The sequence below is a fragment of the Rubrivivax soli genome (assembly GCF_049810355.1).
In the GTDB taxonomy this organism is placed as follows: Bacteria; Pseudomonadota; Gammaproteobacteria; order Burkholderiales; family Burkholderiaceae_C; genus Rubrivivax.
In genome coordinates this window covers 5720060-5746210 of the sequence record NZ_CP187368.1, presented here as the reverse complement: position 1 = coordinate 5746210, position 26151 = coordinate 5720060, and the positions used below count along the sequence as shown (strand labels likewise).

The window sequence follows — 26151 nt, the reverse complement described above, 5'->3', positions numbered from 1 at the left end:
ATGCTGATGCGCCGCTACGAGATGCCCTGGCGGCGCGCCTACGAGGTGTACGCCGCCGCCGTCTGGGCTTCCGCACTGCTGTTCTTCGCCGTCACCGGCGGGCTGGGCCTGCTTCCGCGGCAGCTCGCACTCCCGCTCGCCGCGTTCTGTCTGGCGATGGGCGTGCTGCGGCTGGCGCAGGGCGTTCACACCCTGGTGCTGCGCGCCTCGCTCTCCGGCCGCGGCATCCAGGTGCTGAGCACACGGGCCGTCGCCCGCTGGACGGCGAAGCCTGACGCGGTGTTCCTGGGCTTTGGCTTCGAGTGGCGGCCCGTCCACTCGCAGCGTCTCTACGAACTGGCTAAGGTCGACTACCGCGAGTTCACCGTGTCGCCCCGCCTGCTGCAGGTGCTGGGCTACGACGCACGCCCGCAACCCGATGCAGAGATCGGCCTGCCCTACATCCATGGCGTCGAGCCACGCGAGGTGGCACTGCACCGGCCGCTGCAGAACTTCGAAGGCGGCACCTTGCTGGTGGGCACCACCCAGTCCGGCAAAGGCGTGGCGCTGGCCAACCTGGTGACGCAGGCCGTGCGCCGCGGCGACGTGGTCATCGTCATCGACCCCAAGAACAGCCGCCGCCTGAAGCGTGTCACCCAGCGCGCCTGCGAGGACTGGCGCGACCCCGACACCTTCCTCGAGTTCCACCCCGCCTTCCCTGAAGCCGGCGTGCGCCTGGACTTCACCTTCAACTGGCAGAAGCCCACCGAGATCGCCTCGCGGATCCAGTCGATCATGCCGCCGGACACGGCTGGCGCCTTCTCCGCCTTCGGCTGGGACGCCGTGAACGTGGTCGTGCAGGGCCTGGTGGAGTTGGAGGAGCGGCCGAACCTGGTCAAGCTCACCAAGTACATCGAGGGCGGTATCGAGCCCGTGCTGGAAGCGACGCTGCGCCGCTTCTACGAGCGGCTGCTCGGCGCCGGCTGGCGCGACCAGCCGGAGATGAAGAAGCTGCTGCACGATGCGCACCGCGGCAACATGAAGCGCCCATCGGAGGCGGCCAGTGCGGACCTGTTGGCCCTGGTCGCCTTCTACGAACACCACGTCCCGCAGTCGCAGCGCAACAAGGTGCTCGACGCCCAGGTGCGCACCTTCCGCCACAACCGCGAGCACTACCAGAAGATCACCGCCAACCTGCTGCCGGTGCTCTCGATGCTGACCTCAGGCGACCTGGGCCGCAGCCTGTCGCCCGACCCCTTCGACGCTGGTGATGCGCGGCCGATCATGAATTTCGAGAAGATCGAGCGCGCCGGTCACGTGCTGTACATGTGCCTGGATTCCCTGCCCGACCCGTCGGTCGCCACCGCCATCGGCGCACTGGCCCTGGCCGACCTGGCCGCCCGTGCGGGCATGCGCTACAACCTGGGCGGCTACCGGCGCATCTCGCTCTTCGTGGACGAGGTGTCGAACGTCATCAACCAGCCGCTGATCGAGATCCTGAACAAGGGCGCCGAGGGTGGCATCTTCACCACCTGCGCGATGCAGACGCTGGCCGACCTGGCCAAGCGGCTGGGCAGCGAAGACGCGGCGCGCATGGCACTGGGCAACCTGAACAACCTGATCGCGCTTCGATCCAAGGACCGACCGACGCAGGACTTCGTGGTCGAGACCTTCGGCAAGACCGCGATCCACTCGGTGCGCGTGGGCCTGAGCAGCGGCGCCGACGCCCACCTGGGCGACTTTTCGTCGAGCTACTCGACGCAGCTCACCGAGAGCTTCGAGGAGATGGTGCCGGCCGACGTGCTGGGCAAGCTGCCCAACCTGCAGTACTTCGCCTCGGTGTCGGGCGGGCGGATCATCAAGGGGCGGTTTCCGATCCTCGACCCGGATGCGGACGAGCCAAGAGCAACACGTGCGGCACCCCCCAAGCCGATCCGGACTCCAGCTGCAATGACGGGGCAACCGTCGTGATCCGCGCAGTCGGCATCGCCGCCCTACTCAGCCTGCTGGTGCTGGTGCTCTACCTGCCATCGGCGCATCCTCCAGAGCGGTTCCTGGCGCAGATTCGAAGCGAGCACCAGGCCATGGAAGCGCTGTGGGGTGAAGCGCCCGCGCTGCGGATCCTCGACCGCGCACTGGGCCTCCAGGGTGCGGAGCGGGAGGCCACGCCTGTGCCCCCGATCGCCAGCGCACTGGCGGCCAGCGGCGTCGACGACGCCGTGGCGCGGGAGATGGCTTCGGTCCACCAGCGGCTGTTCGGAAACAGCTACTTCCGTGCGATCGATGCACTCGTGCTGCTGGCCGCCTTCAGGTTGTCGGCGATGCTGGAGTGGCTGCCTTGGATGGCGGCGTTCGTTGCTGCAGCGATGGCCGACGGAGCGATCAGCAGAGTGATCAAGTCCAAGGAGTTTCGGCACCACGATCCGGAGCGCTTTGCGCTGTACGCATCGATGGCGATCGTGCTGAGCTGCACTGCCGCCGTATCAACGGTTGTTCCGGTACCCGTTCACCCGATGCTCAGCCCCGCCGTCCTGGCCGCGGTGGCCTTGTTGGCTGGGCGCGGCTTCGCCCATTTCCACAGGCGCGGTTAGTGACGCCAGCCAGCCCGGGCCTAGGGAACCAACATGATCTGGCCACCGCGAATTGCAGCGGCCAGCGCCTGGTGCATGGAGCCGTCCGGCAGCATCACCGCCTCACGCCAGACCAGCCTGAACGCCTTGAGGCTTGCACCGAAGACCACGAAGCAGTCCTGGCCGTAGTGCTGCGCCGACCGGTAGGCGATGCCCTCGAATCCTTGCGCCCAAGCCTCTCCCGCAATGTCCTGTGTTGCCGAGAAGCGCAGTGACTGAAGCACCGGCCAAGAGGAAGCATGGGGTCGCAGGTCCAGCAGCTGAATCGGGCGTGTCGTCCGTAGGCACAGCAGCTGTCGGCCGGCGGCGCCGCTGAGCGACAGCGAGACGGCTTCCCGTCGCACCAGGGACTCGTACAGCGCCGTTTCAGGACTCTCTGCGAAGTAGCACGCAGCCACCCTGGCCAGGGCGAAGCGGCCGGCCATGTCGCCGAGCGGCGCCATCCGCAGGGGGCCAATCGAGAGTGCCCCTGGCCGGGCCCTGGCGCGCTGTACGCGGTAGACCGTCTGCGATACCGCGAGCATGACCGGGGGCAGGTACTGAAGGTCGTGAAGTCTCATCGGAAGGGAGTCAGTTCCCCTCGTGCTCAGCGATCCGGATCACTGTGTCCATCTGCCCTTGCTCGATGGCCTGGCGCGGCGTGATGCCGTTCAGGGCGCCGTGGGGCGACTCCAGGAAAGACAACAAGGCCCAGCCTTCGGCGGTGCCCAGCGCCGCCGAGAGCTTCGGGAGTGCCGCCCAGACGGACGGCTCGAATTGCCAGCGCGGCATGCGGAACCCACGTTTGGTCTGCGTCAGGCCGATGGCCCGACCTTTGGCGATCCAGGCGTTGATGGTCACGCGCGTCGTCTGCACGAGCTGCGCCGCTTCGTCGGTCGAGATCATGTCGGCGGCACCCAGCCGCTGCTGCCGCGCAGCAAGGCTGTTGGCGAGCAAGGAGCGAACCTCGGCAGCGGGTACGTAGCTCGGTGGCTGTGGGTTCGATGGACGGGTCTTCGCGGAAGCACGAGGGTTGGTTGTGGACGGGTGCTGAATGGCTTCTTTCATCTCCAGCCTTCCTGGGTTTGGTGGGCCCGTGAGGCCCAACGTTGCGCCTTACGGCGCATTGCGGCCGTTCACCTTCTGGGACACGAAGAAGGCCTTCGCGCGGCGCAGGGGTCGAACCGTCGACACCGACAAGTGCTGCGCCGACACCTCACGGGACCGCTTTGCGACGGCCAGCGTGGCGCAGACCACGTACTGTTGCCACTGCGCATAGCGGGTCTCGACAGCGACCACGGCGCACCCGCACATCGCCTTGAGGGCTCCGATCATCGCGGCCGACAGCTTGTTCGGCAAAAAGTCGAACCGCTCGCCATCCCGCAGGATGATGCGGTTCAGGGAACACAGGTAGCTCTCGTAGACGCTGCGCGCGTCCCGATTCGCACTCACGCCGTTCATCGCGAAGATGTTCAGCGCCCCTTCACGGTCATCCCATACCAACATGACATCTCCTTGCTGCGCCAAGTCGCAGAGACTCGGGCAGAACCGAACCGAACACTTTGTCTAGTTCGTTAAGTTGGATCATACCGATCACAAGACAAAGTCGCAACGACCTTGGCCGGCGCCTTGTGCAAGCACACTTGCACTATTCGCTGCGCGCAGCTCGTCGGAGCGCTGCATGGGGAGCGTCTTGGCTGGAACAGCAGCGTGCTGCGCGATTCCGGGGAACCAGACAGGGCCGTTTCGGTCGTCACTGCCGCAGCAGGTCTTCCGCCATGCCATCCAGCCGCGCCTTGACGGCACGCCAGCCCGGCATGTGCCGATCGAGCAGCCTGTAGAACCTGGCGCTGTGATCATGGCTGGCCAGGTGGCACAGCTCGTGAAGTACGACGTAGTCGATGCAGTCCCGAGGCGCCTGCACCAGGGCCGGGTGCAGCGTGATGCGCCCACGCGGCGAGCAACTGCCCCACTGCACACGCATCCACTGCAGGCGCATCGGCGGCGGCACCTTGACCCAGCGCAGTCCAGCGGCGATGGTGTCCAGGCGTTCGCGCAGCACTTCGCTGGCCCGATGGCGGAGCCACGCTGACATCTCGGCCTGCACATCCACGGCAGCTCGGCGCTGGACGGTGACCTCCAGGAAGCCGCCGCGCAGCCGGCAGGACGCCACTGTCGAGGGATCCACGGTGACGCGCAGCCGGTAGCGACGCCCCAGGTAGAGGACGGTCTCACCGCTGGTGTAGTCGCGGTGGCGAACGTGCTCCAGCCGGGCCTTGGCCTGCGCCACATGCTGCGCAATCCACCCGGCGCGCTTCTTGACGGCCTGCGCCACGCTGGCGTGCGTGGCGCCCACTGGCGCATCGACCAGGACGCGCCCGCTGGCCTCCACATGGATGGCCACCCTTGACGGCTGGCGCAGAGGCTGCAACCTCAGCGCATAGGCGATGACTTCTTCGCCATAACGAACGCTGAACCGGCCCGCCCTGGCGAGCTGATCGACAACCCCGTCGGTCATTGCGCCTTCCCAAGGCCCAGGCGGGTGATCTGCACGATCTGTTCGACAGCCTCCTTGGCCCGGTCCAGCCCGAGCTTGCCGAACAGCAGCGGAAGCAAGCCCTTGCGAATGGCCGCCTCGATACTCTGCGGGCTGAGCGAGTTCTCGGCCACGGCCGTTCGCACGACCTCGTCGATCTCCAGCGCCTGCGCCACCAGGGTCTGGCGGGCCACGTCGTCCATCGCCTCCACAGCGCCATCGCCCAGCACAAGGCGAAGCACGCCAAAGTAGGCTCGGGCGTGCGGCTTGTCCGCCAAGAGGTCCGGCGTGCCGGGCGGCTGGCGCGACGTCACCCGTTCCTCGAAGTCTTTGAACAGCGCGTACTGCTTCAGCGGGTGGTCGAACATCGCCTCGGCCTCGGCGATCGCCTGGCGCAGCAGTTCACCGAACACCTTCTGGGCATAGGGATCGTCGGCCAGCTCCTGCTCGATGGTCTTGCGCAACCTGGTTCGGATCAGGTCGGTCTCGTTGCGCGTCTTCTCCTCGGACCAGTCTTTCGGGTCCTCGGCCTGGCCCAGCTGGTGCACCAGGTACGCGCCCTCGGGCTCGCGAACTTCCTTGCCGATCACCTGCTTGTCGACCAGCTTGCGGATCTGCTCCTCGTAGGCGCTGTAGTCCACGACTTCCATCGCGTCACGACGCGACGTCATGCGCAGTTCGGTGAAGAAGCGCAGGTCGGCCTTGTAGCGAGCGATCTGCGCTTCCGAGAAGCTCTTGTCCTCGAAGAAGCTCCGGCTCGACAGCGCCGTCTGCAGGCACAGACCGAAGGCCGTTACCGCGGCATAGAAGTCGTCGCGCAGCTTCTGCCGTTCGTCGTACTCCTCACCATCGGGCGCTTTCACGAACCTGGGCGTCAGCATCTGACGGAACTGTTCCCGGTCCAGCTTGTTGGCCACGCCCTTGAAGAACGACCACATGCGGTCGTGCAGCCCGGGCAGACGCTTGTACTCGGTGTCGACGTTGCGGTAGAGCCCCTCGATGTCAGCCACGTCGAAGCCGCCCTGGGTTCGGGTCTCCAGGTCCTGGTAAGCGCGGATCGCGGTGTCCAGCTCCTTCAGGATGCCGCGGTAGTCGACCAGCACACCGTAGCGCTTGTCGTCGTGCAGGCGGTTCACGCGGGCGACGGCCTGGATCAGGTTGTGGCCCTTCAGCGGCTTGTCGATGTAGAGCACCGTGTTGCGGGGCTCGTCGAAGCCAGTGAGCAGCTTGTCGACCACGATCAGCAGGTCAGGCCCGTCGTCGGTGCCGAAGTCGGCCACCACCTGCTTCTCGTAGGTTTCGGCGTCCAAGCCGTAGGACAGCACCGTCTGCTTCCACCACTTTTGCACTTCGGGCAGCTTGTCCTCATCCACCTCGGCGTTGCCCTCGCGCGTGTCGGGCGGCGAGATGACGATGGCGCTGGTGACCAGGCCGGTGTCGTCCAGCGCCTTCTTGTAGCGAATGGCGTCGAGCTTGCTGTCGGTGGCCACCTGCCCCTTCAGGCCCAGGTCCAGCTTCTTGATGTTCTCGCTGAAGTGGGTGGCGACGTCCCAGGCGATCAGCTCGATGCGGCCCGCCGCACCGTAGATGGCGCCCTTCTTCGCAAACTTCTTCTTCAGGTCACCACGCTGCGCGTCGCTCAGGCCCGCGGTGATCTTGTCGAACCAGCGGTTGACGGCCTCTTCGTTGATCGTCAGCTCGGGCACGCGCTCTTCATAGAGCAGCGGCGCCACCGTTTCGTCTTCCACGGCCCGCTGCATGGTGTAGGCATGCACGATCGGGCCGAACTTGTTGGACGTCTTCTCGTCCTTCAGCAGCGGCGTGCCGGTGAAGGCGATGTAGGCCGCACGCGGCAGCGCCTTCTTCATGCGCTCGTGCGTCTCGCCACCGTGGCTGCGGTGGCCTTCGTCCACCAGTACGATCAGGTTGGCCGAGGGGTTGCGGCACTCCGGCAGCCTGGACGCCGAGTTGAACTTGTGCACCAGCGTGAAGGTGATGCGCTCGGTGCCGCTGCCGATGCGGCGCGCCAGGTCACGGCCCGTCATCGCACGGCTCTTCTCGCCATCCTTCAGGGATGCGATGGCGGAGCCGAAGGCACCGCCCGAGATGAAGTTTCGCGAGAGTTGCCCTTCCAGGTCCACGCGGTCGGTCACCACCACCACGCGGCACTCAGCCAGCGCATCCACCAGCAGCAGCGCCTTGGTGAGGAAAACCATCGTGAAGCTCTTGCCAGAGCCCGTGGTGTGCCACACCACGCCACCCTCACGCCCGCCATCGGGCCGCAGTTGCTGGATGCGTGCCAGCAGCGCCCGAATGCCGAAGAACTGCTGGTAGCGGGCGACGATCTTGCCGACCTTGCGGTCGAACAGCACGTAGCTGCGCAGGAACTCCAGCAGGCGGCTCGGCGTGAGCAGGCTGACCAGCAGGCGGTCCTGGTCGGTGGGCTCCATCGGCTGCGCCCACAGCGCATCGAAGTAGCCTGCCAGGGCCGCAGGCTTGCCCTCGAACAGCCGGGTACGCACGGCGGCCGGAAGCGCGGCGTTCTTGGCCGCAAGCAGATGTGCCGCGTCAAGCTCTTCCTCGCGCCAGCGGGCCCAGAACTTGGCAGCGGTACCGGTTGTGCCGTAGCGGCCCTCGGTCTGGCTCACGGCCAACAGCAACTGGGCGTAGCCGAAGAGCTGCGGAATTTCGTCGGGCCGCTGGTTGCGCAGATGCTGGCTGACACCCTCGGCCACCATCGATTTGCCGACATGCGTGGACTCCGGGCGCTTGGCTTCGATCACCACCAGCGGGAGCCCGTTGACGAAGCACACCACGTCCGGCGTGCAATGGTGCGTGCCCTGGGCGGAGAGCACCTCCATCTCTTCGGTGACGTCCCAGCGATTGGCGGCCGGGTCCTTGCTGGTCCAGTCGATGACCGGAATGGTCGGCTGGTGCTTCTTGCCGTCGGGCATAAACTCGGTAACCGTGATGCCCAGCGCCAGCTTGCCGTACAGCCGCTCGTTGGCCGGCAGCAGCCCTTCGGCCAGGCTCAGTGCCGACAGTTCGCGCACGATCTGTTCGATGCCGCTGCTGGACAGCGGGTACGACTGGCCCTTGTACTCGTAGCGGCGGGTCTGCAGCACTTCGACCAGGCGCGCCCGGAGCAGCACCTCGCGGGTGCTGCCGCGCATCGCGAGTACCTGGGCCTTGGTCAGGAAGTTCCAGCCGAGGTTGCACAGAAGGTGCAGTGCCGGAAGGTGGGAGGCGTAATGCTCCTTCGAGTTGGGCGCGGCGGCGGTCATGGCGCGGTCTCGGCGGCGGGAATGCGGACACGACGCTTGCCAGTCAGCAGATCGGCCAGAAGAGCGGCCTTCTCGTTCCTGAGGCGTGCGGCGTACTCGTCGCTGCGACGCACCCACTCGGCAGCAACTTCCAGGCGCGCCGCGATCGTCTGCTGCTCGTCACGTGGAGGTACGGGCACCTTGCAGGCCATGAAGTCTGCGGGTCGGATATTGAGCAGTCCGTTGTTCCGAACTCCTGTGTTGACCAGGGCACCAAGTTGGTCGTGCAGGAAATCAGCAGCGAACAAGTGCTCGAAGAAGCCCGCATGGTGACCATCCTTCAAGCGGAAGCACACATAGACATGGGGCACAAGCCCCTTCGGCAAGCCCTTGAGCGGATACACGCAGCCAAACTCATAGCGCTTTGAGTTGCCCTTGTTGTACGCAAACTCGCCTTCTTCGAGCGCGATGTAGTTCTGGACGCTCTTGCCCGCCATGAAACGGCTGTACTTCTCGTCTTGCCGCAAGAATCCAGCGCCGGACGAGATCATGAGGACTGGTAAGTCCGGCTCGGCGACTTCGCTTCGTTGCACGCGGGTTGCAACGTCCGAGAGGTGTCGCAGAGGCCACGCGCCTTGCTTTACGCCGCGAAGGATAGATTGCTCAATCATGGCGGACATCGCCATCTTGGCATTCGATGCGAGCCGCACGGCTGACTCAATCGCTTCGTCCCAGGTAGACAGGATCTGTGCGATTCGCTGCTGCTCGACCAACGGCGGAAGATCAATCTCGAGTCGGACGAAGAACGGGAGCCCGATCGTCTTAATGGTTGACCCCACGGCTATGCGCTCGAATTCCGGCTTCTCTCTTTGCAGCCAGTGGTAGAGAAACCAGTTGTGCAGATCATTCGAGACCGAGCAATCCCAGCCAATGAAGTGCTGACTGACAGCCATTGGTTCTGCCAGAACCGCGCTCTTTCCGACACCTGCATCGCGGCTGAGAATGACTGTCCCGGCGGGAAGGAGAACCGCCGATGAGTTCTTGATTCCTTCTTCGCTGATCTCGTGCTCGGTGACAGCGATGTAGCCACGATCAAGTCGCCATGAGTCCGCAAGCGAGACCCACTTGATTCCGCCGTTCCAGTACGACGACTCCCCCTTGTTCGGCGTGTGTCCGCTCGCGCGGCGGGCGACTGCGTCTAGCCGCGCCCGGCGCCACCCCTCAGGCAGCATCGCTCTTCGCCTTCTTCTTTGTGAGCCGCTTCGCGACTTGCCCGAGCTCCTGCACGCCAGCCTCGTCAGCCGCAGGCGCCTCCAGCACGCGCGCGGCGTACGCCTCGCCCTCGGCCTCCAGCGATGCCCGGCGCTGCGCCGCGAATCGCTCGTACTGTCCCTCCGCATGCGCCACCGCGTCCTTGTGCGACACGCTGCCCGCACCTGTCAGCACCTGGCGCTGGTTGAAGTTCAGGAAGGCGTCCAGCCGCTCGGCCCAGTCCTTTAGGAAGATCTCCTTGCGCCGCAGAGCCTGGTCTTCGGCGAAGTCCAGCCACATGGTGACGATGCGGTTCAGCTCTCCGATCTCCGCGTCGCGCAGGTAGTTCTTTGCGGTGCCCACATCGGCCTTTGTGACCTGCGCACCCTTCCAGGTGCTGAGCCCCATGTGGGGCTTTGAGGCATCGGCTCGGCGCAGGATCAGCTCGGGCGCGGTCTGGCCATGCACCGCGTAGTGGAGCTTGTTCTGGATCACCTTGAAGAAGCGCGTGGTCTCGGGCAGGGAAGGCACGTAGTCCGCCGCCATCGCGAAGACCTCGCGCACGCGCAGGTACATCCGCCGCTCGCTGGCGCGGATGTCGCGGATGCGGTCGAGCAGTTCGTCGAAGTGGTCGCGCGCGGCCTTGTCGCCGACGGGCGGGTTCTTCAGCCGCTCGTCGTCCATCACGAAGCCCTTGACGAGGTACTCGCGCAGGTTCGTCGTGGCCCATTGGCGAAACTGCGTGCCTCGGGGTGACTTCACCCGGTAGCCGACGGCCAGGATCATGTCCAGGTTGAATAGCTGAGTGCGGTACCGCTTGCCATCGGCGGCAGTTGTCAAGTCGGACTTGACAACTCGATCTGCGGTCAGTTCGCCCTCCCTGAGAACGTTTCGGACATGGAGACTGACGTTCTGCTTGGTTGTCTGAAACAGCTGGGCAAGTTCCAGCTGCGTCAGCCAGACCGTCCCTTGGGAAATCCGCAGGTAGAGGCGTGCCGTTCCATCATCCGCCTGATACAGGACGAGTTCTCCTCGCTCTTGGCTGGCGTCGCTGGTCATGACACTCCCTCACGGTTTCCGATCCCAACCTTCAGGATCTCGTTAAGCGCCTCGATTTCTCTGCCTACAGAGACCCGAACGAATCTGGCACCAAGGGCCCGCTCAAGTGCAGCCTGCCGCTCCGCGTCATCCCGCAGCCGCCGAGCCGGACCGTGGTGGCGCTCGTCGTACTCGATCGCCAGCCGCCACTCTGGAATGAAGAAGTCGATGAAGTGAGGCGGTAGATGATGCTGGGGTAGGACAGTGACGATTCCATCCAAGGCACCGAGCAGAAGCTCGCCGAAAGCTCGCTCCTTGATGGGGGCGATCCGGTATGTCGACTTTTCGATCTCGCGTTCCTTGACCAAGTCCAGGAGCCAGCCCAGCTGATCGAACCGCTGACTCCGAACAGCGATCGCGTGCGCCACTTCGAACGGGTAGTGCCTTATCAGCCTTTTGACGGTGCGCGCACCCTCGGCCTGATCGATGGCGTAAGCCGCACCAGAGGTCGGCTGTCCGGCCTCCTGCAAGTCGCGGATGTGGATCTGGACGTTCTGCTTGGTTACACCGAAAAGTGCCGCCAGCGTCTTCTGCGAGAACCACAGGTCGCCCTTCGCCTCGACTACGTGGAGATTCATAGAGTCGACAGGCTTCCAAACGATTGACTTCACAGAGCAGGCCTACTCATAGCCCAGCTCCTTCAGGTAGACGTCCATCTGCACCTCCAGCCGTGCCAGCTCGGCCTTCAACTGCTCGCGCTCGCGGCGCACCGCCATCAGGTCGATCTCGGCCTCTTCCTCGAAGGTGTCGACGTAGCGGGGGATGTTCAGGTTGAAGTCGTTCTCGGCGATCTCTGCCGGCGTGGCCAGGTGGGCATAGCGCGCCACGGGCTGGCGGGCGGCGGCGGTGTCCAGAATGCGCTGCAGGTCGGCCTCGCGCAGCATGTTCTGGTTCTTGCCGGCCTCGAAGTCGCGGCTGGCGTCGATGAACAGCACCTTGTCGTCGGCTTTGTGCTTGCGCAGCACCAGCACCGCGGCCGGGATGCCGGTGCCGTAGAACAGCTTCTCGGGCAGGCCGATCACCACGTCCAGCAGGTTCTCCTCGATCAGCTTCTGGCGGATGCGCCCCTCGGCGGCACCGCGGAACAGCACGCCATGCGGCACCACGACGGCCATGCGGCCGGAGCCTGGCTTCATGGTCTCGACCATGTGCAGGATGAAGGCGTAGTCGCCCTTGGTGCGCGGCGGCAGACCCCGGCGGAAGCGGCTGAACTTGTCAGCCTCGGCGCCTTCGAAGCCCCACTTCTCCAGGCTGAAGGGCGGATTGGCCACGACGATGTCAAAGTGTTTAAGGCTGGCTGTGCCGTCGAGCAGCTTGGGGTTGCGGATCGTGTCGCCCCACTCGATGCGGTGGTTGTCCTCACCGTGCAGGAACATATTCATCTTGGCCAGCGCCCAAGTGCTGCCGATGGCCTCCTGCCCGTACAGCGCGTACTTGCGCGCACCGGTGCGCTGGCGGATGAGCCTGCCGCACTTCATCAGCAGCGAGCCCGAGCCGCAGGTGGGGTCGCAGATCTCGTCGCCGGCCTGCGGATCCATCAGCTTGGCCATCAACGTGGACACCTCGGGCGGTGTGTAGAACTCGCCGGCCTTCTTGCCGCTGGTCGACGCGAAGTTCTTTATCAGGAACTCGTAGGCGTTGCCGATCACGTCGAGCTGGCCGACGCGGCTCTCGCGCAGGTTCAGCTCCGGCTTGGCGAAGTCTTCCAGCAGGTGGCGCAGGATGTCGTTCTTCTGCTGCTCGTCACCCAGCTTGTTGCTGTTGAAGCTGATGTCCTGGAACACGTCGCGCAGCTTGCCGAGGTTGGCCTCCTCGATGGCATGCAGGGCCTTGTCGATGCGCTCGCCATTGCCCGGCGTGTGCCGCAGCGCATGCAGCGCGTAGAAGCTGGCGCTGGCCGGCAGCACGAAGCGCTCGTTCTTCAGCATCTCGGCGATCAGCTCGGGATGGTCGCCGTACTGGGCCTTGTAGTGGTCGTAGTGGTCTTGCCAGACGTCGGAGACGTACTTCAGGAACAGCATCGTCAGGACGTAGTCCTTGTAGATGCTCGGGTCCACGGTGCCGCGGAAGGTGTCGCACGCGGCCCAGACGGCTGCGTTGATGTCGTCCTGGCTCACGGCGGCCTGGGGTGTTGCGACGTCGTTCATGCGGTGTCCTGCGGTCAATGTGAGCTGGCTTCAGCGCCCAGGTCTTCGGCGATGGCCTGGAGTTGCTGTTCGCGGTTGTGGATGAGGCGCTGCAGGGCTAGTCGCTCCTGCACCGCCAGGCCGGCCAGCGCGACGATGCGGCGCTGCTCGGCGATGGGTGGAATGGCCAGGACCAACTGCTCGAGCACCGCGCGGCGGATGCTGAGCTGGCTGCTGCCCTCGGCGGCCTGCAGCAGTTGGCGTTGGCACGGCGGCTGGTTGATCTGCCAGGCCAGGAACTCGGGGTCGAGCGCAGTCTCGGGCCTGACCCTGAGGTGGAAGAAGGCCGGCACGCACACGGCGTTGGGCAAGGCAGCGCCGACACAGGCCGCGTAGAACCGGGCGCCCTTGGCGGCGAAGAGGATGTCGCCACCGACGATCCAGTCGGGCTGCTTGCGCCCGGCCAGCCGGGTGCGCATGACGGCGGACCAGTCGACGCCCAGTTCGGGGCTGACGTCCTTCATCTGGATCACGTGCACGTCGCCGCCCGGCACCTCTTCAACCGTGGTGCGGAAGGGGTAGCCCGCCTGAAGTTGGGCCACGTCGGCAAGCACAGTTCTGAGTGCATCAAACGGCATACCGTTATATTAAAGCACGGTCTGCCGTATCTGCAAGTGCAGTTTGGTCAAAGATGCACTGAAACCTGCCTGACCGCCATGATTGCGCAGACAGACCACGCCCACGAGGGGTTCGATTCCAGAAGCCGAAACCCCCCTCGCAAACCCGCCTTTCCGAGCCACCACGGCAGCGGCCGGCTCCTACCCTCTCGGTCACGCGCTCGACAGAGCACAGCCTTCAAATCTGAAGCCCCCGAACGAGGACCGCGCCATGTACTCTGCATTGCCCGCTGCCCGCTGCGACGTCGCCACCCAGGCCGGCCGCTCCGGCTCTGGCGCCCACGACAGCGAACACCCGGAGACCATCGAGACCCGGCTCTGGCTCGAGGAGCACGACTGGCTGTTCACGGTGCTGCGCAGCGAGGGCAACGTGTCGCCGACCTTCCGCTTCCCGGACCTGATCAGCGCCTGCGTGTCGCTGGTCTTCCTGCACGATGACGCGCCGATGCGCATCTTCGACTTCCTGGGTACGCAACTCGTGCTGCGCCCACCGCTGACGCCCAGGCGCCGCGAGTCTATGTGGCGCCCGCAATACGAGCTGCTGCTGGCCGTGCAGCGCTCTCCGGCCAACCGCCACCCCAACCCCAAGTTCCAGCTCGACCAGCTGACCACCGCCTGCGTGGCCCTGTGCCGCCAACACGAGAGCGCCGACATGCTGGTACTGCGCCAGGCGCGGCTGAACATGGCCGACCGCGCCGCGCGCGGGCGCCCATGCCGCCCCGGATGAGGCGAGAGGTGACGGCGCGGTGGTGCTGGGGTTTCGCCCCACACGCGCCGCAGGTCGCCTCCACGTAGACCCGCTCTCAATACCCGCTCCACACCCGCTTCCGACCCTGACCGGTTCGCCGGTCCGCACCCGTCGCTCGACGCCCCGCACTCGGCCAAGCCTGGCCGACTGGAACGGCGTCGCCCTGTCCACCAAGACGTCACGGGTCGATCCATGCAAATGCCGCTGTTGTTCCCCGCGCGACGGTCGCCGATCCGGCCGATGCCAGGACCCTGGCTGCTGGCAGCGCTCGCCACCGGCTGGGCGCCGTTGCAGGCCCAGGCCTGCTGGGAGCAGGCGGCGCAGCGCTACGGGCTGTCGCCCCACCTGCTGGTCGCGGTGGCGCGTGTCGAGTCCAACCTCGACCCACGCGCCGTCAACCGATCGCATCTGCAGCGCACGGGCTCCTACGACATCGGGCTCATGCAGATCAACAGCTCCCACCTTCCGACGCTTGCGCGGCATGGCATCAGCGAGGCGCAACTCTACGACCCTTGCACGAACATCCACGTCGGCGCGTGGCTGCTGGCCGACGCATTCACTCGGCACGGTGCCTCCTGGAACGCCGTCGGCGCCTACAACGCCGCCTGCAGCCAGCTCAAGGGCGAGGCCTGCACGGCGGCGCGTGCCAGCTACGCCTGGAAGGTCTACCGCCGGCTGCCTTCCGCCAGCGGCGCGGCTACACGTCCCGTCGCGGCGAGCCCGCAGCGGCCTGTGCAGGCGGCGCAACCGGCGCCCATCCTCCTGGCTGCGAGGGTGGCGCCATGACGCGACATCCGCTTCGGCTCTTGGCCGTGCCTGTGCTGGCGGTGACGGTCGTTGGCGCCGCGTCGTCGTGCAGCGCACCCCGAACTGGCGCCCTCCCTTCAAGGCCAGAGGCAGCTCAACCGCCCGCCACTTTGGCTCGTGCCGCAGCGGGGCTGTCGATCGCCCAGCTGGACCACGGCCGCCAGGCTCGGTTCGCCACGTGCGCGCCGCCCGCCTGCCCCGTCGTCACGCCGAAGACGCTGGCCGTCGATCCGCCGCGTGCAGCAGCGGCTGAAGCGCGAGCTGACTCCATCCCGGGCTCGGATGCGGTCATTGCACAGTCGCTGAGCCCCGGCGAGACCTTGGTGATCGCCGGACCCCAGGCACCGCTGCCCCCTGCGCAGCGAACCGCGATCGGGCCCGAGGACGCGAGCGAACCGCTGGTGTCCGAGGTCGTCGTGAGCTTTCCGTTCGGGAGCGCGGTGCTCACGGCCGCCGCCCGCGCCTCGATCGACGCCGCGGCAAAGGACGAAGGTATCCGGCGCATCGACATCCGGGGCCGCACGGACAACGTCGGACCTGCGGCTGCCAACGACCTGTTGGCCCGCCAGCGCGCTGCTGCGGTCGCGCAGTACCTGCGGGCGCACCACCCGCACCTGGCTGGCGCGGAGGTGAAGGTCGATGGACGCGGCGTCTGCTGCTACGCCACGGCGAACGACACCCCGGAGGGCCGTGCGCGCAACCGGCGGGTCGAGATCGCCTTTTGGCATGTTCCCTCCGACCTGTAGAGCGCCTGCAGTCGCCCGACCCTCATCTGCCCACCCGGCCCTACCCGCACTTGCCCGCACCCTGGCACCTACCCGCTGATCACCTGCACCCGACCCGACGCCACCGCGATCCACCTTCGACTCCCGGCCCTGAACCATCTGAGGACTCCCATGAACACCGCTCTCGCCTCTGTGCATCCCGCCCGTGCCACGGGCTCCTTCGCAACCAACGGCGTCGACGACCCCGGTGCGGCCAACTTCGCCGGCAGCCGCCGCTCGAAGCGCCTGCTGTCGCCGGTCTCGCTCTTCGTGCTGATGGCGCTCGGCCTGTGCGTCGCCTTTCCCGGCTACGCCCTCGACCTGGTCGCCTTCACCGGCATCACCGGCCCGCTCACCTCGGCGCTGACGCAGATCGCGAGCCTGGGGCCGGGCATCAAGGCCCTGGTCGGCTTCGTCGGCTTCGTGGTCGCACTGATCTCGCTGGCCGCACTGCGCAACTTCGGCCCGGTGCTGTTCTATGTCGGGCTGGCCATCTTCGCCGCGGTCGGCCTCGTGATCGCGGGCGCGATCATGGGTGCGGTGATCTGACGCGCGCGGAGCCGACGAGCAGGAGGCCCGCATGCACGCCGACACCTACATCCCGCGCCGCCTGGACGACCAGTGGAAGATCGGCTTCTGGGACGTCGACGTCGCCGCGCCCCTGCTCTTCGGGCTGTTCATGGGCTACATGTCCGGCTCGAAGTTCTCCTTCGCGCTGTGCCTGGCCGCCGGCTTCCTCACCTCGCGCGCCATCGCCCGCATCAAGGCCGACAAGCACCCGGCCTTCGCGGTGCACTGGCTGTACTGGCACCTGCCCACCAGCCCGCTGACGGCGATGCGCGCCACGCCGCCGTCGCACATCCGGCGCATGGTCGGTTGACCTCAAGGCCAAGCGATGAGGCCCCCAGCTCACTTCGTTCGCGGCCCCCGAGGGGCTGCTCAGTCCCTTCGGACGGCCGGGCGGGACTGACATGGACTTCGAACGCCTGAACGGGGACATCAAGGAGATGCGCCGCCGCAACCGCGGCCTTGCGCTCACCGTGGGCCTGCTGGCCGGCGCGCATGTGCTGGCCCTGGTGGTGATCCTCAACCTGCTGGGCACGGTGCGCACGGTCGTCGTGCCGCCGTCGATCAACAAGTCCTTCTGGGTCTCGCGCGACAAGGCCAGCGGCGAGTACCTCGAGCAGATGGGCGCGTTCATCGCCTGGCTGGTGCTGGACGTGACGCCGGCCTCCATCGACTGGAAGAAGGACATCCTGCTCGGCTATGTCGAGCCCGACCAGCACGGCGAGCTCAAGACCCGCCAGGAGCTGGAGGCGGCGCGGCTGAAGCGCATCAACGCCAGCACCTTCTTCATGCCGCAGCAGCTGGTGCCCAGCGAGGACACACAGACCGTCGTCGTCCGCGGCCGGCTGCGCACGCTGGTCAACGGCCTGGAAACGGCCAACGACGCCAAGGCCTACGAGGTGGGCTTCGCGTACAGCGGCGGCCGGATGCACCTGAAGACCTTCAAGGAGGTGACCCATGCCGCGCCGTGACTCCCGGCAGCTGCGCCTTCGCCACGCTGCCCCGGCAGCGATGGTGGCCATGGCGCCAGGTTCCCTGGCACCCCGCGGGTTCCGTTCGGTCGCCGCATGGGCGGCCCTGACAGGCCTGCTCGCGGCCGCAGCGCCGGCAACCGCGCTGCAGGTGCTGGATGCCCGCGACGGCGTGGCCGTCGAGGCCGTGCTGTCGATCAAGGAGCCCACGCGCATCCGCATCGACGGTGCCCCGATCACGGACGTGTTCGGCAACATCCATTCCAGCAATTGCGGTGGTGCTGCGCCGTCCTCCAGCGGCAGCAACGGTGCACCGCCCGCTGCCGCCTTGCCAGCCGTGAACCCAGCGGGCGAGATCGTCCTGGAGTGCGATCGCGACAAGGGCGAGATCTACATCCGTCCGGTCGGCGACTCGCCCAAGCCGGTCAACCTGTTCATCTCGTCGGCGCACGCCACCTACACGCTGGTGCTGCGCAAGGCGGACACCCCGGCGGACACCATCGTCATCCGCGACCCCGGCCAACGGGCGCTGCAGGCGATGCAGTCAGCGACCGGCGCCGCGCGCTCGCAGACACCGCTGGGCACCGCCCCCAACCACATCCGAGGGCTGAAGACGCTGCTCCTGGCGATGGCGTCCGACCGCGTGCCGCCCGACATCCGTGTGGACGAGCTCAACCAGCCGATCCAGCTCTGGGCGGAAGCCAGGTTCTCGCTGATGCGGCGCTACGAGGGCCGGGGTCTGGTGGGTGAGAAGTACCTGCTGCAGAACGTGAGCCAGGCCGTGATGGTGCTGGCGGAGCAGGAGTTCGACCGACCCGACAGCCCCTCGGGTGGACAGGTGCTGGCCGTGGCTGTCGAGCACCACAACCTGCGCCCGGGCGAGACCACCAACGTCTTCGTCATCCGCCGCGAAGGCCAGTGATGGTGTCGCCCCTGCCTCCATCCGCAGCCGCTCTTCGCCAGTCGGCCACCCGCTTCGGCGCGCAACTGGCAGAGCGGATGACGCCACGCCAGCGTCAGTTCGCTCTGCTGGGCGTGATCGTGGCCGCCGGCGTGGGCTTGCTGTGGCTGATCTTCGCGTCCACGGACACCGGCTCGTCGTCCGGTGCGCGCAAGCCCGCCGCCGGCGCGCCAGGGCCGGTCACCAACATCGGCGTCATGCCGCCAGGCCAGCAGGTCAACCCGGTGGACCAGTGGGTCGGCACGGCAGGCAGCAAGCTCGCCCAGTACGAGCGCGAGCGCGACGAGCAGACCCGGCTCAACCGCGACCGCCAGGCCTTCGAGGCCCGCACGATGCAGCGATTCGCGGAACTGGAACAGCGCCTGACCTCGGCGACGCAGGCGGCCCAGGGTGCCGCCCCTCCGGCTCCCGCTGCGGTCCCGGTTCCGCCCGTGCCTGCACCACTCCCACCCGCCTTGCCGTCGGTCTCGGCCGGCACGACGCCGACCGGGCTGCCGCCGGCGGCCAGCCTGCCGCTCCCTTCGACCTACGGCCCGGGCACGGCCGGCCGACAGTTGCCGGCGGGCATGCCGGGGCTGCCGACGGCCGACCCCGCCCCGGCGGCACCGGCCATCAGCCGCGTCACGCTGGTGGATCGCAGCATGCAAGGCGTCCCCGGCACGAGCGGCGGCGCTTCGGAGCGTGCCGGCACACCGGCGGCCGAGCCTCGGACAGTGTCGACCTGGCTGCCGGTGAGCTTCACGCGCGGCACGCTGCTCGGCGGGCTGGACGCACCCACCGGCGGGCAGGCGCAATCCAACCCCCACCCGGTGCTGATCCGCCTGTCGGACAACGCGGTGCTGCCCAACCGCTTCCGTGGCGAGTACCGCGAGTGCTTCGTCATCGCGGCTGGCTACGGCGACATCAGCTCCGAGCGGGCCTACCTCCGCACCGAGAACCTCTCGTGTGTCCGCGCCGACGGCGCAACCCTGGAAGTGAAGATCCAAGGCAGCGTCTACGGCGAGGACGGCAAGGTCGGCATGCGCGGCCGGCTGGTCACCAAGCAGGGCCAGATGCTGGCCAACGCCCTGCTGGCCGGCGTGGTCAGCGGCATCGGCCAGGGCCTGGCCACCTCGTCCACCAATGTCAGCACCTCACCGCTGGGGACGATCACCAGCGCCTCGGGTGCCGACGCCTACCGGGCCGGGCTGGGCACCGGCGTCGGCCGCGCCCTCGACCGGCTCGCCCAGTACTACATCAAGCTGGCCGAGAACACCTTCCCCGTGATCGAGGTCGACGCTGGCCGCGAGATCGATGTCGTCATCACCAAGGGCGTCCGCATCGACGTGCCGATGAGCACCGCTGCCGCTGCGCCCCTTGCAGTCCGACCGAGCAACCCGGAGGCCCCCGACGATGCCAACGACTGACAAGCCCTCGCCAGGCTTCGCCTTTCCCTCCCCCGCCCCGCGTGCTCCCGGCCGGTACCTCCGTCCCGCGGCCTGGGTCATGGCCGGTCTGGCGGCCCTTGCCGCAGGCCACGCTTGCGCCGCCGCCTCCGACGAGGCTCGACTGCTGGCCGCGCTGCGCAAGGCGCATCCCGGCACCCAGTTCACGCAGGTGCAGCGCTCGCCCGTCGCCGGCCTGTACGAGGTCTGGATGAACAGCAACGTGGCCTACGTGTCGCCGCGCAATCCGCGTTACTTCATCTTCGGCCGGGTCTTCGACACCCAGACCATGCAGGACCTCACCGGCCCCAGACTGGCTCGCGCGGCTACCATCGCTGCGCAGGCCGACCAGGCGCCCGGCGCGGGCGTTCCCTCGGCGCAGGCCGACAGGATGCCGGCTCCCGACGCGCCCATCGCCTTCGACCAGCTGCCACTGGCGGACGCGATCAAGACCGTGCGCGGCAGTGGCGGCAACGAGCACCGTCGCATCGCCGTCTTCAGCGACCCGGGTTGCTCGTTCTGCCGCCGGCTCGAGCCCGAGCTCGCCAGCCTGGACGACGTGACGATTTACACCTTCCTCGTGCCCTTCCAGGGCCGCGCGCGCCCGGTCTCGATCTGGTGCGCGGCGGACCGCGAGAAGGCCTGGCACCAGTTCATGCTGCAGGGCGACACCTCGCTGCTCAGGCCGGCGGGCGACCCGGCAGCCCCGCGTGCCCCGGAGTGCGACAACCCGCTCGACCGCAACCTCGCGCTCGCGCAACGCCTCGCCGTCCAGGGCACGCCCACCCTGGTCTGGGCGGATGGCACCCGAACCGACGGCTACGTCGAACGGACCGTGCTGCTCGCGCGCCTCCAGCAGGTGTCGCAGACGGCGGGGGGCAAGCCATGAAGAAGCCCGCCGTCGTGTTCCACGCAGCTCCGAGATTGCGTGCTGCCCCAGCCACCGGACTGGCCGCGGCGTCAGCGCTGCTGGCCTGGATGCTGGGCGGCTGCATGAGCATGAGCGGTCTCAGTGGCAGCTCCAGCTATGCCTGCAAGGCCCCGGACGGCGTGACCTGCGACTCCGTCTCCGGCACCTACGCCAATGCCGTGCAGAACAACCTGCCGAGTCAGCGGCGAACGGCTGGTGCCAGCCCAGGCACGCCGCAAGCTCCGCGCGCGACGGAGGGCATCACCGGCGCAGCCGCGGCGGGTGCTGCAGGCGCGGCGGCCTCCCGCATCGCCGTCTCGCCATCGACGCCGCCCTCGCCCACGGCCATGCCGCTCCGGTCGTCGGCCCGCATCCTGCGGCTCTGGTTCAAGCCCTGGGAAGACGCCGACCGCGACCTCCACGACCAGGGCTACGTCTACGTCCGGGTCGACGATGGCCAGTGGCTCGTCGAGCACGCGCAACGGCAGATCCGCGATGCCTACGCGCCGTTGCGGCCTCCGCCGCCCGCAACCGCACGTCCTGCCGGCGGCGCCACCGACTCGCGCGACCCCAGGACATCGAACCAGTCCGGTCGGACAGATCAACCGAGTGGTTCGCTGTCCCTACCCGGCCTGACACCTCCGGCGGGCCGGCCGCAGATGCCCGTCGATCCGCGTGGCAACGAACCCAACGACTGACCTGGCACCTCATCCGGTATTCGCTGCGAGGCACGCGCCATGCCCACTCCGTTCACCCAGACCGATTCGACCCGATCCGCCGCCTTTCCCGGCGCCAGCCGCCCCGGCCACGGCAGCCTGGGCTGGCTGGGCCTGGGCTCGCCTCCAGACACGCCGGCCGAGCAGTTCGCGTCCTGGCTGCCCTACTCGGCCTACCTCGCCGACGAGAAGCTCTTCGTCAACCGCGACAGCCTGGGCTTCATGCTCGAGCTGATGCCGCAGTCGGGTGCCGACGACCGCATGGCCGAGGTGCTGATCTCGCTGTACTCGACCTGCCCGCCAGCCACCGGGATCCAGTTCCACCTCTTTGCCTCGCCGCACATCCGCGAGCAGCTGCGCCGTTATGCCAACCTTCGCGTCGAGGATGCCGACCAGGCCGACAAGGCCAAGCACTGGGGTCGCCCGGCGCGCAACGACAACCTGTTCCACCGCCTTGCTCGGCAGCGTGTGGGGCACCTGCTGCACGGTGCGCAGCAGTCGCTGACCACCGGCTTCCACTACACGATCCGCGACTTCCGGCTGATGATGAGCGTGTCGGTGCCCGGCGGCGTGGAACAGGCCGGCGACCTGACCCGGCGCGACGAACTGGTCGCGCTGCGCGAGTCCATGGCGTCCACGCTGCGCTCGGCGTCGCTGCCCAGCCGTGTCTGCGACGCCGCGGACCTGATCAACTGGTGTGCGCTGTTCACCAACCCGGACCGCGTCTCCCAGACCGACGCCCCCAACCTCCACTACGACGATGGCCGCGAGATCCGCGACCAGATCGTCGACTTCGACACCATCCAGGACCCGCATCCTGCCGGCCTGACCCTCTGGAAAGAAGGTCACCAGGGATCGCTGGAGGCACGCTTCTACTCGATCAAGTCCTTCCCCGAGCGCTTTGCGCTGTGGCAGATGGGCTCGCTGATCGGCGACCTGATGCAGCCGGCGCTGCAGTACAGCGCGCCCTTCCTGCTGACCATGGGCGTGCACGTGCTCGACCCCAACGTCATGAAGTCCGTGGTCACCGCCAACCACGTGCGCGCGACCCAGAACGCCCGCAGCAAGATGGCCGAGGTGATGCCCGACGTGGGCAAGAAGCTGCAGGACTGGACCGCGGCGGCCAACGCCATCGACGTGGGCAGCAGCCTGGTGAGCCTGTACCACCAGCTGGCGATCTTCTCGCCGCCCGAGAAGGCCGTGTCCGCCCAGGAGACCGCCAACGCGATCTGGCGCGGCCGGGGCTTCCAGCTCAATGCCGATGTCTACATGCACCGGCAGGCGCTGCTGGCCAGCCTGCCGATGACGCTGTCGGAGTCCTTCCACAAGGACCTGGCCAAGATGCGCCGCGTCTCGCGCAAGACGATGGCCAATGCCATCCACCTGGCGCCGCTGATCGCCGAGTGGCGCGGCACGCGCACGCCTGCCCTGGTCTTCGGTGGCCGGCGCGGCCAGCTGATGACGCTGGACATCTTCGACAACGACCTGGGCAACTACAACTTCGCGATCATCGGCGCGCCCGGGTCCGGCAAGTCGGTGCTGATGAACGAGATGGCGTGGTCCTACCGGGCCATCGACGCCAAGGTGTGGATGCTCGACCTCGGCCGGTCCTTCGAGAAGCTGTGCCGCAAGGCCAAGGGCACGTACATCGAGTTCCGGCCCGACGTCGACATCTGCCTCAACCCCTTCACGCACATCGTCGACATCAACGAGGACATCGACATGCTGGTGCCGGCCATCTCCAAGATGGCCTCGATGTCCCGGCCGCTGGACGAGGTCCAGTACAAGGCCATCTCGGCGATGGTCATCAAGCTGTTCCGCGAGCACGGCAACGCGCTCACGGTGACCGCGCTGCGCGACGCCTTCAAGGCCGGCACCATCGAGGAGCTGGGCGTGCGCGAGGACCCGCGCATCCGCGACCTGGCCGTGATGCTGAACCCCTACGCGCGCGGCGGCCAGTACGAGCGCTTCTTCGAGGGGCGCAACAACATCGACTTCGGCAACGACTTCGTCGTCATCGAGAACGAGGAGCTGAAGCGCCGGCCCGATCTGCATGCGGTCGTCAACATCCTGCTGCTGCACCAGATCACCGGCGAGATGTACCTGACGCGCAACCGGCGCAAGGTGCTCTTCATCGACGAGCTCAAGCAGCAGCTGGGCGACATCGGCGCCGACGACCCCGTGAAGGCGGCCGTGGTCGAGGAGGCCGCGCGTCGCGCCCGCAAGTACGGCGGATCGCTCGGCACGGCCACGCAGAGCGCCGACGACTACTACGGCTCGGCCCAGATGGAGGCCGCCTTCAACTGCTCGGACTGGGTGTTCCTGCTGCGACAGAAGCCCGAGTCCATCGAGATGCTCGACCGCAAGGGGCGGCTGTCGATGGACGAGCCCAAGAAGCGGCTGCTCAACTCGCTGCGCACGGAGCCGGGCGTCTTCTCGGAGGTCTACATCTCCTCGCCGGTGGGCGAAGGCGTGGCGCGCAACATCCTCGACCCGGCGACCCACCTGCTGTTTTCCAACAAGCTGGAGGACAACGCCCCGATCGACGAGCTGCGGGCGCAGGGCCTGAGCATCGACGACGCGATCACCGAGCTGCTGCGGCGGCGCGGTCACGCGGTGTGACCCAGGCGAGGCCCCCATGGACGTCTACGCCAGCGCCAGTGCGGGCCCGAACCCCCAGCAGCCCCTTGCCGGGCCCGTGGGCGTGGCGCCCATCCTCCTCCACGCGTCATTCGCGCTGCTGATCGTGCTGGGCACGCTGGCCGCCTACGACCGCGTGGTGGTGCGCCCAGCCCAGCGGGTCGGCGTGGTCGATGTCGGCGAGGTGTACCGGCAGAAGGAGGCCGAGTTCACCCAGCTCCTGACCCGCGCCACCACCGACGCTGACCGCGAGAGGGCGTTCGCGCTGGCCCGGAGCTTCTCGCAGCGGCTGCCGGCCGCACTGGAGGAACTGCCGCGCGACTGCGCCTGCCTGGTGGTTCTGAAGAGCGCCGTGGCCGGCCGGACACCGCGGACCGTCGATCTGACGGCACTGCTGCAGCAGAAGCTGGGCCATCCCCCGACACCCCACAGGAACGACCCCGAGGAGGCCCGATGAAGCGCAGCCTTCGCACCCAGGCCATCGACTTTGCGATGCACATGCGGCGACGCTGGTATCTCTACCTGCCCGTCTTCGCGATCTGGGCCTTCGCCTACACGCGGCTCTTCATCGACCCGACGCCGCGCGTGCCGGTCCTCTTCAACTGGACGGGCAGTCTGCCGTACCGGGTGGCCTGGCTGCAGCACGGCGAGCATCCGCTGCAGCGCGGCGAGTTCGTCATCTTCTCGTTTGCGGGCGAGGCGCGAGCCGCGTACCCCGGACTGGACGGTCAGCCGTTCTTCAAGGTCGTGCGCGGCCTGCCCGGCGACGTGGTGACGGTATCCGGCCGCACGGTGTCGGTCAACGGTGTCGTCGTCGGCACGGCCAAGGCCCTGGCCTTCGACCGGCGCCCGTTGGAGCCGATCGCGCCGACGGTGATCCCGCCAGGCCACTACTACGTGCAGGGCACCGGCCCGGACTCGTTCGACTCGCGCTACCGCAGCAGCGGGCTCGTGCGGGCCGAGCAGGTGCTGGGCACCGTGGTGCCGCTGTTCTGAGGGGCTGCCGTGGATCCGCACCCGAAGCTGCGTTGGCCGAGGGCCCGTCACGTGGCCCAATCGACCTCCCGGGCCTCTTTGGCGTCCCTTGTCGCCCTGACCGCGTTCGCAGCGGCCTTGCCGGCGCTGGCGCAGACATCGTCTGAGCCAGCTGTCAAGGGCGACGTGCCGATGGCCGACTACCTTGCGCTGCTCCTGCAGATCTCGCCTGCGGCGCACCAAGGGGCGCAGGCCTATCTCCAGGCGCACGAGCGTCGGTGCCACCGGAGTCTTTCGAGCCGCGAGTTGCGACAGGCGATGGCGGAAGGGGACGGCGATCCGCTGCTGATGGCGATGATCCGGGCCAGCCACCTTCAGGACGGGCCAGGGCTGGCTCGGCTAGGCGAGCAGGTCTCTTGCACCCGAAAGGCGGCAAGATGAAGTTCGAAATGCCACTGCCTCGGGCAGGTTGCACCAGCCCGGCGGCGCGCGTCATTCGGTGGCTGCTGTTTGCCGTCGCCACGACCCTGAGCACCGCCACCCACGCCGCGGACCTGGGGACGATCGGCCCGACCTACGGCATTGCCGAGCCCCACCTGCTGGAGTTCATCCAGCAGCGCCTGCGCGACAAGGAACGCACGGGTGAGCTGCAGCGTCTGATCGAAGAGGCCCGCAACCGCGGTGTGGCGGCCGTGCGCCAGCCCGCGCCGGTCGAGGGCGTACGAAGCACCGAGACTGCACGGTCCTGGACCATCGATCCCACCTTCACGCTCGACCGCAACATTGTCGATGCGCAGGGCCGGCTGCTGTTCCCGGCCGGGACGCGCAAGAACCCGCTGGAGGTGGTGTCGCTCTCCAAGCGGTTGCTGTTCTTCGATGCCCGTGACGGACGACAGGTCGCTCGGGCCCGCGAGCTGATCGCGCGCTACGACGGCAAGGTCAAGCCCATCCTGACCGGTGGCTCGTACCTGGATCTGATGAAGGCCTGGCGCGTGCCGGTGTACTACGACCAGCAGGGGACGCTGACCCGCCGCTTCGGCATCAGGCAGGTACCCGCCCTGGTCTCGCAGGAAGGCATGCGCCTGCGAGTCGACGAGGTGCTCGTGCAGTGACCACCCTGCCCTCCCTG

At 67.5% G+C, this 26151-nt stretch carries 27 protein-coding genes; 17 read left to right on the top strand and 10 right to left on the bottom strand.

Going from position 1 to position 26151, the window contains the following annotated elements; translation table 11 throughout:
- Positions 1–1950: a conjugative transfer system coupling protein TraD gene (gene traD, locus ACPOLB_RS26435; RefSeq protein ID WP_425259048.1), complete on the top strand. Its 1950-nt coding sequence runs from the start codon at positions 1–3 to the stop codon at positions 1948–1950.
- Positions 1947–2570 carry a DUF4400 domain-containing protein gene (locus ACPOLB_RS26430; protein WP_425259047.1) on the top strand — a complete coding sequence of 208 codons (624 nt, stop codon included), beginning with the start codon at positions 1947–1949 and terminating at the stop codon, positions 2568–2570. The genes traD and ACPOLB_RS26430 overlap by 4 nt, the downstream gene beginning before the upstream one ends.
- 20 nt (positions 2571–2590) lie before the next feature.
- On the opposite strand, the gene ACPOLB_RS26425 is transcribed toward ACPOLB_RS26430, so the two are convergent.
- The 10 genes from ACPOLB_RS26425 to ACPOLB_RS26380 form a co-directional block, all read right to left on the bottom strand.
- The gene (locus ACPOLB_RS26425; protein WP_425259046.1) at positions 2591–3169 is read right to left on the bottom strand and encodes an RES family NAD+ phosphorylase; all 579 of its coding nucleotides are present in this window, start codon (positions 3167–3169) and stop codon (positions 2591–2593) included.
- 10 nt (positions 3170–3179) lie between these two features.
- A complete protein-coding gene (locus ACPOLB_RS26420) occupies positions 3180–3656 on the bottom strand; it encodes a hypothetical protein (protein WP_425259045.1) in 477 nt (158 codons plus the stop codon).
- A 48-nt stretch (positions 3657–3704) separates the two neighbouring features.
- Positions 3705–4094 (bottom strand): hypothetical protein, encoded by a 390-nt coding sequence (locus ACPOLB_RS26415; protein ID WP_425259044.1) that lies wholly within the window; start codon positions 4092–4094, stop codon positions 3705–3707.
- A 247-nt stretch (positions 4095–4341) separates the two neighbouring features.
- A complete protein-coding gene (locus tag ACPOLB_RS26410) occupies positions 4342–5106 on the bottom strand; it encodes a M48 family metallopeptidase (RefSeq protein ID WP_425259043.1) in 765 nt (254 codons plus the stop codon).
- Positions 5103–8408, bottom strand: coding sequence for a type I restriction endonuclease subunit R (locus ACPOLB_RS26405; protein WP_425259041.1), 3306 nt, complete (start codon positions 8406–8408; stop codon positions 5103–5105). Before ACPOLB_RS26405 ends, ACPOLB_RS26410 begins: the two co-directional genes overlap by 4 nt.
- Positions 8405–9619: a restriction endonuclease subunit S gene (locus ACPOLB_RS26400; RefSeq protein ID WP_425259040.1), complete on the bottom strand. Its 1215-nt coding sequence runs from the start codon at positions 9617–9619 to the stop codon at positions 8405–8407. Before ACPOLB_RS26400 ends, ACPOLB_RS26405 begins: the two co-directional genes overlap by 4 nt.
- Positions 9609–10697 carry a virulence RhuM family protein gene (locus ACPOLB_RS26395; protein WP_425259039.1) on the bottom strand — a complete coding sequence of 363 codons (1089 nt, stop codon included), beginning with the start codon at positions 10695–10697 and terminating at the stop codon, positions 9609–9611. The genes ACPOLB_RS26400 and ACPOLB_RS26395 overlap by 11 nt, the downstream gene beginning before the upstream one ends.
- The gene (locus tag ACPOLB_RS26390; RefSeq protein WP_425259038.1) at positions 10694–11314 is read right to left on the bottom strand and encodes a hypothetical protein; all 621 of its coding nucleotides are present in this window, start codon (positions 11312–11314) and stop codon (positions 10694–10696) included. Before ACPOLB_RS26390 ends, ACPOLB_RS26395 begins: the two co-directional genes overlap by 4 nt.
- 42 nt (positions 11315–11356) lie before the next feature.
- Positions 11357–12883, bottom strand: coding sequence for a type I restriction-modification system subunit M (locus ACPOLB_RS26385; protein ID WP_425259037.1), 1527 nt, complete (start codon positions 12881–12883; stop codon positions 11357–11359).
- 14 nt (positions 12884–12897) lie between these two features.
- Positions 12898–13464: a restriction endonuclease subunit S gene (locus ACPOLB_RS26380; protein ID WP_425259036.1), complete on the bottom strand. Its 567-nt coding sequence runs from the start codon at positions 13462–13464 to the stop codon at positions 12898–12900.
- 286 nt (positions 13465–13750) lie between these two features.
- Here ACPOLB_RS26380 and ACPOLB_RS26375 point away from each other — a divergent pair, with 286 nt between their 5' ends.
- The 15 genes from ACPOLB_RS26375 (at position 13751) to traW (ending at position 26134) form a co-directional block, all read left to right on the top strand.
- Positions 13751–14266: a hypothetical protein gene (locus ACPOLB_RS26375; protein WP_425259035.1), complete on the top strand. Its 516-nt coding sequence runs from the start codon at positions 13751–13753 to the stop codon at positions 14264–14266.
- Between the two features lie 261 nt (positions 14267–14527).
- Positions 14528–15073, top strand: coding sequence for a lytic transglycosylase domain-containing protein (locus ACPOLB_RS26370; RefSeq protein ID WP_425259034.1), 546 nt, complete (start codon positions 14528–14530; stop codon positions 15071–15073).
- Positions 15070–15840 carry an OmpA family protein gene (locus tag ACPOLB_RS26365; protein ID WP_425259033.1) on the top strand — a complete coding sequence of 257 codons (771 nt, stop codon included), beginning with the start codon at positions 15070–15072 and terminating at the stop codon, positions 15838–15840. The genes ACPOLB_RS26370 and ACPOLB_RS26365 overlap by 4 nt, the downstream gene beginning before the upstream one ends.
- A 150-nt stretch (positions 15841–15990) precedes the next feature.
- Positions 15991–16407 carry a hypothetical protein gene (locus ACPOLB_RS26360; protein ID WP_425259032.1) on the top strand — a complete coding sequence of 139 codons (417 nt, stop codon included), beginning with the start codon at positions 15991–15993 and terminating at the stop codon, positions 16405–16407.
- A gap of 31 nt (positions 16408–16438) precedes the next feature.
- Complete coding sequence (gene traL, locus ACPOLB_RS26355; RefSeq protein WP_128001254.1) at positions 16439–16738, top strand: type IV conjugative transfer system protein TraL; 300 nt, start codon at positions 16439–16441, stop codon at positions 16736–16738.
- A gap of 91 nt (positions 16739–16829) precedes the next feature.
- Positions 16830–17396, top strand: coding sequence for a type IV conjugative transfer system protein TraE (gene traE, locus ACPOLB_RS26350; RefSeq protein WP_173806301.1), 567 nt, complete (start codon positions 16830–16832; stop codon positions 17394–17396).
- The gene (locus ACPOLB_RS26345; protein WP_425259031.1) at positions 17383–18318 is read left to right on the top strand and encodes a type-F conjugative transfer system secretin TraK; all 936 of its coding nucleotides are present in this window, start codon (positions 17383–17385) and stop codon (positions 18316–18318) included. Before traE ends, ACPOLB_RS26345 begins: the two co-directional genes overlap by 14 nt.
- A gap of 77 nt (positions 18319–18395) precedes the next feature.
- Entirely contained in the window at positions 18396–19763 is a 1368-nt protein-coding gene (locus tag ACPOLB_RS26340) for a TrbI/VirB10 family protein (protein WP_425259030.1), read from the top strand.
- Between the two features lie 79 nt (positions 19764–19842).
- On the top strand, positions 19843–20670 hold the full coding sequence (locus tag ACPOLB_RS26335; protein ID WP_425259029.1) for a DsbC family protein: 828 nt from the start codon (positions 19843–19845) through the stop codon (positions 20668–20670).
- Entirely contained in the window at positions 20667–21389 is a 723-nt protein-coding gene (traV, locus tag ACPOLB_RS26330) for a type IV conjugative transfer system lipoprotein TraV (RefSeq protein ID WP_425259028.1), read from the top strand. Before ACPOLB_RS26335 ends, traV begins: the two co-directional genes overlap by 4 nt.
- Before the next feature lie 39 nt (positions 21390–21428).
- Positions 21429–24029, top strand: a complete 2601-nt coding sequence (traC, locus tag ACPOLB_RS26325; protein WP_425259027.1) for a type IV secretion system protein TraC — start codon at positions 21429–21431, stop codon at positions 24027–24029.
- Between the two features lie 16 nt (positions 24030–24045).
- Positions 24046–24504, top strand: coding sequence for a hypothetical protein (locus ACPOLB_RS26320; RefSeq protein ID WP_425259026.1), 459 nt, complete (start codon positions 24046–24048; stop codon positions 24502–24504).
- Positions 24501–25043 carry a conjugative transfer signal peptidase TraF gene (gene traF / locus ACPOLB_RS26315; protein ID WP_425259025.1) on the top strand — a complete coding sequence of 181 codons (543 nt, stop codon included), beginning with the start codon at positions 24501–24503 and terminating at the stop codon, positions 25041–25043. Before ACPOLB_RS26320 ends, traF begins: the two co-directional genes overlap by 4 nt.
- Before the next feature lie 51 nt (positions 25044–25094).
- Positions 25095–25463 (top strand): hypothetical protein, encoded by a 369-nt coding sequence (locus ACPOLB_RS26310; RefSeq protein WP_425259024.1) that lies wholly within the window; start codon positions 25095–25097, stop codon positions 25461–25463.
- Positions 25460–26134: a type-F conjugative transfer system protein TraW gene (gene traW / locus ACPOLB_RS26305; protein ID WP_425259023.1), complete on the top strand. Its 675-nt coding sequence runs from the start codon at positions 25460–25462 to the stop codon at positions 26132–26134. The genes ACPOLB_RS26310 and traW overlap by 4 nt, the downstream gene beginning before the upstream one ends.
- Positions 26135–26151 lie beyond the last annotated feature (17 nt).

What these genes read in the sequence shown, in the direction of transcription:
- ACPOLB_RS26425 (WP_425259046.1), bottom strand. Translation starts at nt 3,169, where the DNA reads ATGAGACTTCACGACCTTCAGTACCTGCCCCCGGTCATGCTCGCGGTA.
- ACPOLB_RS26365 (WP_425259033.1), top strand. Translation starts at nt 15,070, where the DNA reads ATGACGCGACATCCGCTTCGGCTCTTGGCCGTGCCTGTGCTGGCGGTG.
- ACPOLB_RS26320 (WP_425259026.1), top strand. Translation starts at nt 24,046, where the DNA reads ATGGACGTCTACGCCAGCGCCAGTGCGGGCCCGAACCCCCAGCAGCCC.
- ACPOLB_RS26405 (WP_425259041.1), bottom strand. Translation starts at nt 8,408, where the DNA reads ATGACCGCCGCCGCGCCCAACTCGAAGGAGCATTACGCCTCCCACCTT.
- ACPOLB_RS26345 (WP_425259031.1), top strand. Translation starts at nt 17,383, where the DNA reads ATGCCGCGCCGTGACTCCCGGCAGCTGCGCCTTCGCCACGCTGCCCCG.
- ACPOLB_RS26420 (WP_425259045.1), bottom strand. Translation starts at nt 3,656, where the DNA reads ATGAAAGAAGCCATTCAGCACCCGTCCACAACCAACCCTCGTGCTTCC.
- ACPOLB_RS26375 (WP_425259035.1), top strand. Translation starts at nt 13,751, where the DNA reads ATGTACTCTGCATTGCCCGCTGCCCGCTGCGACGTCGCCACCCAGGCC.
- ACPOLB_RS26395 (WP_425259039.1), bottom strand. Translation starts at nt 10,697, where the DNA reads ATGACCAGCGACGCCAGCCAAGAGCGAGGAGAACTCGTCCTGTATCAG.
- ACPOLB_RS26340 (WP_425259030.1), top strand. Translation starts at nt 18,396, where the DNA reads ATGACGCCACGCCAGCGTCAGTTCGCTCTGCTGGGCGTGATCGTGGCC.
- ACPOLB_RS26360 (WP_425259032.1), top strand. Translation starts at nt 15,991, where the DNA reads ATGAACACCGCTCTCGCCTCTGTGCATCCCGCCCGTGCCACGGGCTCC.
- traL (WP_128001254.1), top strand. Translation starts at nt 16,439, where the DNA reads ATGCACGCCGACACCTACATCCCGCGCCGCCTGGACGACCAGTGGAAG.
- ACPOLB_RS26390 (WP_425259038.1), bottom strand. Translation starts at nt 11,314, where the DNA reads ATGAATCTCCACGTAGTCGAGGCGAAGGGCGACCTGTGGTTCTCGCAG.
- ACPOLB_RS26370 (WP_425259034.1), top strand. Translation starts at nt 14,528, where the DNA reads ATGCCAGGACCCTGGCTGCTGGCAGCGCTCGCCACCGGCTGGGCGCCG.
- traE (WP_173806301.1), top strand. Translation starts at nt 16,830, where the DNA reads ATGGACTTCGAACGCCTGAACGGGGACATCAAGGAGATGCGCCGCCGC.
- ACPOLB_RS26410 (WP_425259043.1), bottom strand. Translation starts at nt 5,106, where the DNA reads ATGACCGACGGGGTTGTCGATCAGCTCGCCAGGGCGGGCCGGTTCAGC.
- traC (WP_425259027.1), top strand. Translation starts at nt 21,429, where the DNA reads ATGCCCACTCCGTTCACCCAGACCGATTCGACCCGATCCGCCGCCTTT.
- traW (WP_425259023.1), top strand. Translation starts at nt 25,460, where the DNA reads ATGAAGTTCGAAATGCCACTGCCTCGGGCAGGTTGCACCAGCCCGGCG.
- traF (WP_425259025.1), top strand. Translation starts at nt 24,501, where the DNA reads ATGAAGCGCAGCCTTCGCACCCAGGCCATCGACTTTGCGATGCACATG.
- ACPOLB_RS26415 (WP_425259044.1), bottom strand. Translation starts at nt 4,094, where the DNA reads ATGTTGGTATGGGATGACCGTGAAGGGGCGCTGAACATCTTCGCGATG.
- traD (WP_425259048.1), top strand. Translation starts at nt 1, where the DNA reads ATGCTGATGCGCCGCTACGAGATGCCCTGGCGGCGCGCCTACGAGGTG.
- ACPOLB_RS26385 (WP_425259037.1), bottom strand. Translation starts at nt 12,883, where the DNA reads ATGAACGACGTCGCAACACCCCAGGCCGCCGTGAGCCAGGACGACATC.
- traV (WP_425259028.1), top strand. Translation starts at nt 20,667, where the DNA reads ATGAAGAAGCCCGCCGTCGTGTTCCACGCAGCTCCGAGATTGCGTGCT.
- ACPOLB_RS26335 (WP_425259029.1), top strand. Translation starts at nt 19,843, where the DNA reads ATGGCCGGTCTGGCGGCCCTTGCCGCAGGCCACGCTTGCGCCGCCGCC.
- ACPOLB_RS26400 (WP_425259040.1), bottom strand. Translation starts at nt 9,619, where the DNA reads ATGCTGCCTGAGGGGTGGCGCCGGGCGCGGCTAGACGCAGTCGCCCGC.